Raw genomic sequence first — 9,128 nt, 5'->3', positions numbered from 1 at the left:
GGCCGGTGAGTCCACCACGAACACGTCGCGCTTCTTGCCGCTGACCGGCAAGGCCACGCCCAGCCGGGCGGCCAGCGGCGCTGACCACGCACCGGCCGACAGCAGCACGGCCTGCGTGGCGGCCATGCGCTGGCCGTCGGCGCAAAGCACGGCCGCGACCCTGCCTTGCCCGTCGTGCTCGAAGTCCACCGCATCGGCCTGCACGAAGCGCGCGCCGCAGGCCACCGCCTTGCGCTTGAACGCCTGGTGCAGCGCCGGGCCGTCGAACCAGCCTTCGCCGCTGGCGCCCCAGGCGCCGAGCGCAATGCCTTCGGTGTTGAGCCAAGGAAAGCGCTCGCGCAGCTCGGCGGGCGCCAGCAGCCGCACGTCGGCGCCATGGCTCAGCTGCAGCGCATGGTTGGCGCGCATCGCCGGCACACCGGCTTCGGTGGCCAGGTACAGGTAGCCGGCTTCGGTGAGACCGATGCGCGGCGGCGGCTCGTCGGCCAGCGCCAGCTCGTCGGCCAGCCGGCGCAGGAAGCGGATGCTCCAGGCCGACAAGGCGATGTTGATCGGCGTGCTGAACTGCTGGCGGATGGAGCTGGCCGACAGCGCACTCGACGCCTGCGTGTAGCGCAGGTCGCGCTCGATCACCACGGCGGGCAGGCCATGGTCGCGGGCCAGGAAACAGGCGGTGGCGGCACCCATCACGCCGCCACCCACGATGACGATGGGTGCTTGCATGGCCACCAGTCTAGGATGGCCGAACCACCGACAAGCAGGAGACAGGGATGCCCAGCATGCAGGCCGCCACCCGGTGGCACATCGCGCTGTTCGCGGCCGGGGTGGCCGGCTTGATCGCGATCACGGCCGGGGCCGAGACCGCCGCGGCGGCCGACGAGGCCGCGGGCTACGTGCAGTTCGTCGAAGACTTCACTGCCAACTGCGTGGCGCGCAACGGCGTGCAGCTGCAGGTCAGGAACACCCACCCCAGCCGCAAGATCCGCGTGTGGCTGGACCGCGTGCAAATGGGCGTGGGCACCGGCGACCGATCACGCACCGAGCTGCCGCCCGGCGCCGAGCCCGAGCCGCTGGGCTGCTCACGCACGCTGACCGGCACGCAGGAATGGCGGCTGGTGCGGGCCCAGTTCGTTGACTGAATCAACCAAGCCGGCTAAGCGCGCCGCGCCGCCCAGTAGGTGGCACCGGCTGCGCCGTAGCGCTCGGCATGCGGCTCGTCGCGGTCCAGCTCGAAGCGGTCGCCCGGCTGCAGGTGCCGGGTCTGGCCGCGGGCGGTGAGCCACATCTCGCCCTGCACCACCAGCGCCTGCACCGCGAACGGGTGGCCGTGGTCGTCCACCACCTGGCCGGCAGGCCACACCCGCTCCAGCACCTCGGGGTAGCCGCGTTCGCGGGCTTCGGCGGCAAAGGTTTCGAAGGTGGGCAGGCTCATGCGGTACTCCAGGCGCGGCAGGCGCATCGCGATTCTGGCCCTGGCGGGCCGCGGGCGTCAGATGGCCAGCGGATCGACGTCCACCGCCCAGCGCAGCACGCCCTTGTGCACGCTGCGCAGCGCATGCAGCTGCGGCAGCCAGGCGGCCAGCAGCCGCTGCAGCGCCACGCGGGAGGGCGACTCCACCAGCATCTGCATGCGGTCCACATCGGCCACGCGGGCCACCGGCGGCGGCACCGGCGGGTACAGCGTCACACCGGCTGCGTCGGCCATGGCCTGGGCCAGCTCGGAAGCCGCCCGCAGAAAGCCCTGCGCGATGCTGGCTTCGCGCGCTTCGGCCCGCAGCAGCGCCAGGCTGCTGAAAGGCGGCAGCCCGGCCGATTGGCGCTCTTCCAGCTGGCTGGCGGCAAAAGCCTGGTAGTCGTGCTTGCGCAGCGCGGCGTACAGGGGGTGCTGCGGATGCCAGCTCTGCACCCACATCTCGCTGCGCGCGGCCTGTTGCGCATCGCGGCCGGCGCGGCCGGCGGCCTGCATCAGCAGCGCGAAGAGGCGCTCCGGCGCACGGAAGTCGCTGGCGAACAAGGCGCTGTCGGGGTTCACCGCCGCCACCAGCGTGATGTGCCGGAAGTCGTGGCCCTTGGCGATCATCTGTGTGCCCACCAGCACGTCCACGTCGCCCGCATGCACGGCGCCCAGCTGCGCTTCCAGCGAGCCCTTGTGCCGCGTGGTGTCGGCATCGATGCGGGCCACGCGGGCACCGGGCAGCAGTTGCGCGATCTGCTCTTCCAGCCGCTCGGTGCCGCGGCCCAGCGGCGCGATGTCGAGGTTGCCGCAGTCGGGGCAGGCACGCGGCACCCGTTCGCTGAAACCGCAGTGATGGCAGCGCAGGCTGCGGTCGCCCTTGTGGAACACGCGCCAGGCGCTGCAATGGGGGCAGCCGCTTTTCCAGCCGCAGGCGGTGCAATGCAGCACCGGCGCATAACCGCGGCGGTTGAGGAACAGCAGGCTTTGCTCGCCGCGCTCGATGCGCTCGGCCACCGCGTCCACCAAAGCGGGCGCCAGCGCCGGCGTCGGGGTGCCGCGCTGGCGGGGCAGCGTGTTCATGTCGAACAGCCGCACCCGCGGCAGCACGCCGCCGCCGATGCGCTGCGACAGCGCCAGCCGGGTGTAACGGCCCTCCTGCACGCGCTGCCAGGTTTCCAGCGAGGGCGTGGCCGAGCCCAGCACCACCGGCACACCTTCCAGGTGGCCGCGGTACACCGCCAGGTCGCGGGCCGAATAACGCGCACCTTCCTGCTGCTTGAAGGAGGGGTCGTGCTCTTCGTCGGCCACGATCAGCCCCAGCCGCGGCAGCGAGGCGAACACCGCCAGCCGTGTGCCCAGCACCAGGTCGGCCTCGCCCAGGTGGGCCAGCAGCCAGTGCTGCAGCCGCTGCGCGGGCGTGAGCGCGCTGTGCAGCGACACCAGCCGCCGGCCGGCAAAGCGCTGCGCCAGCCGCGCTTCCAGCTGCGGCGTGAGGTTGATCTCGGGCACCATCACCAGCACCTGCCGGCCGGCGGCCAGCGCCGCCTCGGCCGCATGCAGGTAGACCTCGGTCTTGCCGCTGCCCGTCACGCCGTGCAGCAGATAGGTACCGGCCGCTGCGGCGATGGCATCGACGGCAGCCTGCTGCTCGTCGTTGAGCGGCGGGGCTTGCGCGGCGGCAGGCGGGCCGGCCTGGGCCACGCTCGATCCGGCGCCGATGGTGGGCGCGCCCAGGGCCTCCCGGGCGGCCGCGGGTTCGGGCGTCTCAGCGGCTTGGTGGGCCGCCGTGTCAGCCATGGCGGCGGCGGGGCTGGCGCCACCGGCGCGCCGACCGGGCCGGGCCGGGGCAGCCGGCTTGCGCAGGCGCGCCACCCGGCGGGCCAGCTGCACGTCGTCCAGCTTGCGCAGCTCGGGCGGCAGCACCGCCAGCGCCAGCTCGCCCAGCCCCCGCTGGTAGTAGGCAGCGGCAAAGCTCACCAGCTGCCGCCAGGGTTCGCCCAGCGGCGGCAGCGCGGACAGCACCTCACGCACCGGGCGCAGCTCGGCGGGCGCTTCCAGGTCCCGCGGCCGGTCCCACACGATGCCGGGCACATCGCGCCGGCCCAATGGCACGCGCACCAGCGTGCCGGGCCGCAGTGAGGCGCCCGCGGCGTAGTCCAGCGGCGCGCCCAGGCCGGTGTGCTGCGGCGTTTCCACCGCCACGGCCACCCTCGCGCCCGGCGAGTCAGCCAAGCGGCACCTCACTTGCGCCGCAAAGCTCGCGGTTGTGTGAGCGTTGCGCGCTAAGTGCTTGTGAGACAAGGCCTTTGTCCACTTGCCCAAACATTCTGTGGATAACTTTGTGCAAAAGCTGGAGGTAGATGCGCTAACTGCTTGATGCGCCGGGCAACAGCCCTGGATTGCCCAAGCTTGCAGCAACGCCTGCTTGTCGAAAAATCAACGACTTAGCGCTGCTGGTGGTGATTTGTGGCCCCGTGCGTCAAGCGAGCTTGACACAGCACCCCCAAGCCAATTTTTGGGGATAAGTCAAGCGGGGCAGGCCCTGTCAGCACCACACCCCCAAAGCGTGGGTGCTTGAACCACCGGCCGGGCACCTTTGTCTCGGCGGCGATTTGTCAATCAAGAACTTGCCCCATTTTTCTGTGGATAACTTTGTGCAGAAGCTGGAGGCAGCGGCGCTAACTCGTTGATCCGCAAGGCAGGTGCCCTAGCCTGCCGCATCTTGAGGCAGGCAAAAGAAATCAAGAAAATCAAAGACTTAGCTTGCAACTCCGAAAGTGCGATGGTAGGAAGTGACGACGCGTGACGCCCGATCGCACGGGCAGCGAAATGGGGATAAGTCAAGCCCCGGCGCACAAAATCTTGGGGGCCGCGTTTTCCCCAGCCGGCCGGGCTTGAAAACGTCCCGATCTGCGCTCTTGCAGCCGCCGGCCGAGTTGCCCCGAGTTTCTGTGGATATCTTTGTGAAGAAGCTGGAGGCAGCGGCGCTAAATGCTTGATTCATCAAGGGATTGCCCTAGGTTGCCCGCAAAAGCAGCAAAGCGCTATTTCGATTGAAAATCAACAACTTACAACGCCCCGCCTGGGCTGCCAAGGCGCTGGCCAAACGCCAGGAATGCGTCAGCCGAGATCGCCGCTTTGTTGATAAGTCAAGCGCCGGCGACGAATTCCACGGGCTATTGGACGGCGCGGCGCAGCGCGCGCGAGTGGCTGTGCACCTCGTCCACCAGAGCCGAGACGGCCTCGGGCGGGGTGTGCTGCGAGATGCCATGGCCCAGGTTGAACACGTGGCCGCCGCTCGCGGGCGTGCCGAAGCGGTCCAGCACCCGCCGAGCCTCGGCGCGCACCGCCGCCTCGCCCGCAAACAGCACCATCGGGTCGAGGTTGCCCTGCAGCGCCACCCGGTCGCCCACGCGGGCGCGGGCAGCGCCCAGGTCGGTCGTCCAGTCGAGGCCGATCACATCCGGGCCCAGGCCGGCGATCTGCTCCAGCCACTGGCCACCGCCCTTGGTGAACACGATGCAGGGCACGCGCTGGCCGTGTTCATCCTGACGCTTGAGCGCCTGCAGCACGCGCGCGGTGTAGGCCAGGCTGAAGGCCTGGAAGGGCCCGTCGGCCAGCACGCCACCCCAGCTGTCGAACAGCATCACGGCCTGGGCGCCGGCATCGATCTGCGCATTGAGGTACTGCGCCACCGCTTCGGCATTGATGGCCAGGATGCGGTGCAGCAGGTCGGGGCGCGCGTACAGCATCGTCTTGATGCGGCGGTAGTCGTCGCTGCCCGAGCCTTCCACCATGTAGCAGGCCAGCGTTAACGGGCTGCCCGAAAAGCCGATCAAGGGCACCCGGCCGGCCAGCGCCTGGCGGATGGAGCGCACCGCGTCGAACACATAGCGCAGCTTGTCCATGTCGGGCACGGCCAGCGCGGCCACGGCGGCCTCGTCGCGCACCGGGCTGGCGAAGCGCGGCCCTTCGCCCACCGCGAAGCTCAGGCCCAGGCCCATGGCGTCGGGCACGGTGAGGATGTCGGAGAACAGGATGGCCGCGTCCAGCGGAAAGCGCTCCAGCGGCTGCAGCGTCACTTCGGTGGCATAGGCGGGGCTGGTGGCCAGCCCCATGAAGCTGCCGGCCCGGGCGCGCGTGGCGTTGTACTCGGGCAGGTAGCGCCCGGCTTGGCGCATCAGCCACACCGGGGTGTGGTCGGTGGGCTGGCGCAGGCAGGCGCGCAGAAAGCTGTCGTTGAGGAGGGGGGCAGGCATCGGCCGATTATCACGGCCCACCGCGCGCGTGGGCAGCATCGCAAGAGGCGGGCCCACCAGCCCGGCCTACATCCGGCGCCGCGGCTCCTGCGCCTCGGGCATGGCCTGCCCCGCCAGCCAGGCGCGGGCCAGCGGCGTGGCGTCGGCCAGCTGCGCGGCCTGCCACACCAGCTCCGGCGGCACCACACGCGTGCCGCCGGGGGCGCTGGCCAGCCCCCGCGCCAGCTCGGCCGCGAACTCGGCCACCTTGGCGGCGCGTATCGGCAGGTCGCGCTGGGGCACCATAAACCGCAGCTGCGACAGCATCAACTCCGCCAAGCGCGTGAGCGGGCCACGCCCCTGAACACGCTGCGGCGCACGTGCCGGCCGCATGAACACCACATGCCGAAAACCCAGCGCGGCCACCGCCTGCTCGTCCAGCGTCGCCAGCCCGGCCTTGAGCGCATCGGGCATGCGCGCCGCATCGTGCGGCAGCACCACCAGCAGGTCGTCGATGCCCGCTTCGTGCAGGGCGGCGGCCACCGCCGGCAGGTCGTCCGGCATCGGCCGGTGCAAGGCGGCCTCGCGGCCATTGGCATGGCGTGGCGCGTCCAGCACCACCACGCCGGTGCGCGCCCCGAAGCTGGCCAGCGCCTGCGCATCGGGTGGCCAGGCCAGCGTGCGCATGCCACGCAGACTGGGCTGCAGCGGCTGCACGGTGGTCACGGCCACTTCGGCAAAGCCGCCCCGGCCGAGCAGTTGCTCCAGCACGGCGGCACCCAGCGACCCCGCAGCGCCAGCCACGATGGCGTGCCTGGCGGGGCCGTCCACCGGTCGCGGCCGGGCCTGGCCGGCACGCAGGGCCTGGTGCGTCAGGTCGGGGCCGGCGCTCATCGGGCGCTCGTGGAGGTGGGTTGCATGGGCCCAGTATCCGCCCCGGCGCCGGCCACGCGGGCGCGCGCACTGCTGGTTGGCCGGCGCGCTTGCAAATGCAGCGGGCGGTGCGCATATGCCGCTGCCACAACCCCGGGGTAGCATCCCCGCGCCAAGGAGGAGTTCCGATGACCATCACCCGATCGCGCGCACGTGCCGCGCTGGCCGCCGCGCTGCTGGGCGCTGCCGCGTTGCTGTCCGGCTGCGGCTACAACGACTTCCAGCGCATGGACGAAGAGGTGAAGGCCAGCTGGAGCGAAGTGCTCAACCAGTACCAGCGCCGCGCCGACCTCATTCCCAACATCGTCAACACGGTCAAGGGCGAGGCCAACTTCGAGCAGGAAACGCTGACGCGCGTGGTCGAGGCCCGCGCCAAGGCCACGTCCATCCAGGCCACGCCCGAGCTGATCAACAACCCCGAGGCATTCCAGAAATTCCAGGCGGCGCAGGGTGAACTCACCGGCGCGCTGAGCCGGCTGCTGGTGGTCAGCGAGCAGTACCCCAACCTGAAGGCCAACCAGGGCTTCCAGGACCTGCGGGTGCAGCTGGAAGGCACCGAGAACCGCATCACCGTGGCGCGCAACCGCTACATCAAGACGGTGGCCGACTACAACGTGCTGGCGCGCAGCTTTCCCACCAACCTGACGGCCAAGATCTTCAGCTACGAGGTCAAGCCCAGCTTCACGGTGCAGAACGAAGCGCAGATCTCGACGCCGCCGACGGTGGACTTCGGCAGCAAGCCTGCCGCGCCCGCCGCCTCGCGCTGAGGCGATGAGCGCCCTGGCGATGGACGGGACGGTGCAAGGGGGCACCGGCACGCTGCCCGTGTCCCGCAGCCGCGCGCTGCGCAGCATGTGGCTGGTGCTGCAGCTGCTGCTGATGCTGGTGTGCCCGGCCGGCCTGCTGCGCGCGCAGACGCTGCAGGCCGTGCCGCCGCTGAGCGCCCGCGTGATCGACCAGACCGGCACCCTCAGCCCCGCCCAGGCCGCCGCGCTTGAGACCAAGCTGGCCGACTTCGAGGCGCAGCAGGGTCCGCAGATCGTGGTGGTGATCGTGCGCAGCACGCTGCCCGAGGACATCACCGACTACACCCAACGCCTGGGCGACGCCTGGAAGATCGGCCGGCGCGACGTGGGCGACGGCCTGCTGCTGGTGGTGGCCAAGGACGACCGCAAGGTGCGCATCGCCCCGGCCAAGGCGTTGGAAGGTGCGGTGCCCGACCTGGCGGCGCGCCAGATCATCCAGCAGCACATCGCACCCGCCTTTCGCGCCGACGACTATGCGGGCGGCCTGAATGCCGCGGTGGACGCGCTGATGTCCCGCATCAAGGGCGAGCACCTGCCGGCGCCGGCCGGGCGTGAAGCACCGGCGCGCCAGAACGCCGACCCTGGCATGCAGTGGGAAGAACTGATGATGTTCTTCTTCGTCGGCGTGCCGGTGGTGGGCGCCGTGCTCACCGGCATCCTCGGCCGCAAGCTGGGCTCGGTGTTCACCGCGGGGGTGGCCGGCGGACTGGGCTGGTGGATGACCGCCAGCGTGCTGTTGGGCGCTTCGGTGGGGCTGGTGGCGCTGGTGCTGGTCGGGCTGCTGGGCATCGGCGCTGCGGGCCGCCGGCCCGGCCGCATCGGTCGCGGCGGCGGCATGGGCATACCGCCGATCATCCTCGGCGGTGGCGGTGGTGGCGCTGGCTGGAGCGGCGGGGGCGGCGGAGGCGGCTTCTCTTCCGGCGGTGGCGGCGACTTCGGCGGCGGCGGCGCCTCGGGGGACTGGTGATGCCGGCCCGACAAGGCTCCCGCTGGTTGCGCCTGCTGCGGCATCGCTGGCTGGACGAATCCGACGTCCACCGCGCGCTGGACGCGGCCGCCATGGCACGCCTGACGGCAAAAGTGACGGCCAGCGAAGCACGCCATACCGGCGAGATCCGCCTGGCCGTGGAGGCGGGGCTGCCGCTGTCTTATCTGTGGAAGGGGCTGACCGCCCGCGACCGGGCGGTGACGCTGTTCGGCAAGCTGCGTGTGTGGGACACCGAGCACAACAATGGGGTGCTGATCTACCTGCTGCTGGCAGACCACGCGATCGAGATCGTCGCCGACCGCGGCATTGCCCGGCTGGTCGACTCCACCGAGTGGCAGGCGGTGGTCAGCTCGATGCAGCAGGCCTTCCGGGCCGGGCGGTTCGAGGCCGGCCTGGAGCAGGCGCTGTCGGCGGTGGAGGGCGTTCTCGTGAGCCGCTACCCGGCGACACCCGGTGAACAAAGGGTCAACGAACTTCCAGATACCCCATGGACAGCCTGACACAAGTCAGTGGCCGCCTTGCCCCCGTTCAGGGGGATTACCCCAAGCTTGGCAGTCTTCTTGCTGCACTGCAACCGGCATGATGCCGTTGCTGCGGTGAGTTTCGATCTGATGGGCAGGTCGAGGCCGCAGTGGCACATCAGGAGGAGCCATTCTCATGAAGCAATTGTTCAAACAGGGCGCTGTCCTGGCGGCTGTGGTGCTGGC

General features: G+C 70.6%; 9 protein-coding genes. 4 read left to right on the top strand and 5 right to left on the bottom strand.

Features of this window, described 5'->3' with window-relative positions; translation table 11 throughout:
* The coding region (locus ABNT58_RS18095; protein ID WP_348754838.1) for an FAD-dependent oxidoreductase at window positions 1-723 on the bottom strand (723 nt) is incomplete at its 3' end.
* A gap of 47 nt (window positions 724-770) precedes the next feature.
* Here ABNT58_RS18095 and ABNT58_RS18090 point away from each other — a divergent pair.
* Window positions 771-1,139 carry a hypothetical protein gene (locus tag ABNT58_RS18090; RefSeq protein WP_348754837.1) on the top strand — a complete coding sequence of 123 codons (369 nt, stop codon included), beginning with the start codon at window positions 771-773 and terminating at the stop codon, window positions 1,137-1,139.
* Window positions 1,140-1,153: 14 nt separating this feature from the next.
* Here ABNT58_RS18090 and ABNT58_RS18085 read toward each other — a convergent pair whose 3' ends face one another.
* The 4 genes from ABNT58_RS18085 to ABNT58_RS18070 form a co-directional block, all read right to left on the bottom strand.
* Window positions 1,154-1,432: an AraC family ligand binding domain-containing protein gene (locus tag ABNT58_RS18085; RefSeq protein WP_348754836.1), complete on the bottom strand. Its 279-nt coding sequence runs from the start codon at window positions 1,430-1,432 to the stop codon at window positions 1,154-1,156.
* Window positions 1,433-1,489: 57 nt separating this feature from the next.
* Window positions 1,490-3,688, bottom strand: a complete 2,199-nt coding sequence (locus tag ABNT58_RS18080) for a primosomal protein N' (protein ID WP_348754835.1) — start codon at window positions 3,686-3,688, stop codon at window positions 1,490-1,492.
* A 944-nt stretch (window positions 3,689-4,632) separates the two neighbouring features.
* Window positions 4,633-5,715 carry a uroporphyrinogen decarboxylase gene (hemE, locus tag ABNT58_RS18075; protein WP_348754834.1) on the bottom strand — a complete coding sequence of 361 codons (1,083 nt, stop codon included), beginning with the start codon at window positions 5,713-5,715 and terminating at the stop codon, window positions 4,633-4,635.
* A 66-nt stretch (window positions 5,716-5,781) separates the two neighbouring features.
* On the bottom strand, window positions 5,782-6,588 hold the full coding sequence (locus ABNT58_RS18070) for a hypothetical protein (RefSeq protein WP_348754833.1): 807 nt from the start codon (window positions 6,586-6,588) through the stop codon (window positions 5,782-5,784).
* 167 nt (window positions 6,589-6,755) lie between these two features.
* Between ABNT58_RS18070 and ABNT58_RS18065 the strand changes: the two genes are divergently transcribed.
* The 3 genes from ABNT58_RS18065 to ABNT58_RS18055 are packed head-to-tail and all read left to right on the top strand — an operon-like array spanning window position 6,756 to window position 8,921.
* The gene (locus ABNT58_RS18065; RefSeq protein WP_348754832.1) at window positions 6,756-7,394 is read left to right on the top strand and encodes a LemA family protein; all 639 of its coding nucleotides are present in this window, start codon (window positions 6,756-6,758) and stop codon (window positions 7,392-7,394) included.
* 4 nt (window positions 7,395-7,398) lie between these two features.
* Window positions 7,399-8,400: a TPM domain-containing protein gene (locus ABNT58_RS18060; protein ID WP_348754831.1), complete on the top strand. Its 1,002-nt coding sequence runs from the start codon at window positions 7,399-7,401 to the stop codon at window positions 8,398-8,400.
* Window positions 8,400-8,921 (top strand): TPM domain-containing protein, encoded by a 522-nt coding sequence (locus ABNT58_RS18055; RefSeq protein WP_348754830.1) that lies wholly within the window; start codon window positions 8,400-8,402, stop codon window positions 8,919-8,921. Before ABNT58_RS18060 ends, ABNT58_RS18055 begins: the two co-directional genes overlap by 1 nt.
* Window positions 8,922-9,128: the final 207 nt, after the last annotated feature.

The organism is uncultured Aquincola sp., assembly GCF_964001545.1.
Classification (GTDB): domain Bacteria; phylum Pseudomonadota; class Gammaproteobacteria; order Burkholderiales; family Burkholderiaceae_C; genus Aquincola.
The sequence above is the reverse complement of the archived record's forward strand: the minus strand, read 5'-3'. Positions and strand labels throughout refer to the sequence as shown.